Here is a 1,078-nt window from a genome sequence, read left to right as displayed (position 1 = left end):
GCATACAGTCAGATATCAGTTTTTAAACAATGAGAAGGCCAACTATGTTGGCATGGCCGAAACTTACCGCCAGTATCTGGTGGAAGAAGCCGGGGTAATTCCTAAAAAAGAAATAAACCCGGTTTATCTCAACATGCTCGGCGGAATAAAGGTTACCACAAATGTACTCGGGTTTCCTGTAAACAGGGTTCAGCCCCTTACTGGCTTTGATTCTGCTGTTGAGTTTTTGCAAGCTCTCAAGGCTGAAGGGGTTGACAAGATAGGCTTGCAGTACACAAACTGGCAAAAGGGTGGGGATTTGCATAAAGTCCAAACTGTGGTAAATCCTGAAGGGCGCCTTGGGGGCAAATCCGATTTTAATGCCCTCTTGCAGTATTGCGTCGATAACGAAATAATGTTTTACCCTGATTTTAATTTAACGGATATCCGCAAAACAAGCCTGGGATATGGAACAAATGCTGCTGCAAGGTCCATACAAAAACAGCCTGCAATGCAGTACCAGTATAGACTTAACAACAATTCGGCGATACTTTCGGAAGGGATATTCCTGTTGTCGCCGGCAAGGTTTGCTAAGCTCACCGATCGGTTGATAAAATCCATGGACAAATGGGATATATCAAGAATCGGGCTGACTTCCTTCGGCCAAAAGCTGTATTCCGATTTTGGCAGGAACTATGTAAGCAGGGATGAGGCCGAGGAGATTTGGGGAGAAGTGTTTTCGAAATTCAAGAAATCCGGAACGGAAATATTGTTATCCTCAGCCGCGGGCTATTCCTTAAAATATGCGGATATTGTTACCAATACGCCAGGCTCATCCAGCAAATTTGACAGCACCACCAAAGATGTGCCTTTTTATCAGATTGCACTCAAGGGGATTATACCGGTTTCGGTGGAAGCCATTAATTTCAGCGCAGATTACCGCAAAGGATTTTTGTTCGCAGTAGAAACCGGATCAGCCCTTCAGTATGAAGTGTTTGGTGAAAACGAGCATTTGCTGAAGGAATCAAAGTTTTATAAGCAGATAACTAGCGGGCGGATGTCGGATTGGCTGATGAAAATTGCGAAGGATGCCAGCGAA

Annotated in this window: 1 protein-coding gene; it reads left to right on the top strand. The window is 44.5% G+C overall.

Going from position 1 to position 1,078, the window contains the following annotated elements; translation table 11 throughout:
* A partial coding sequence (locus AC29Z1_RS17075) for a DUF5696 domain-containing protein (RefSeq protein WP_488272648.1) occupies nucleotides 1-1,078 on the top strand: 1,078 nt, incomplete at both ends.

The organism is Sporomusa sp., from assembly GCF_057736855.1.
The sequence above is the reverse complement of the archived record's forward strand: the minus strand, read 5'-3'. Positions and strand labels throughout refer to the sequence as shown.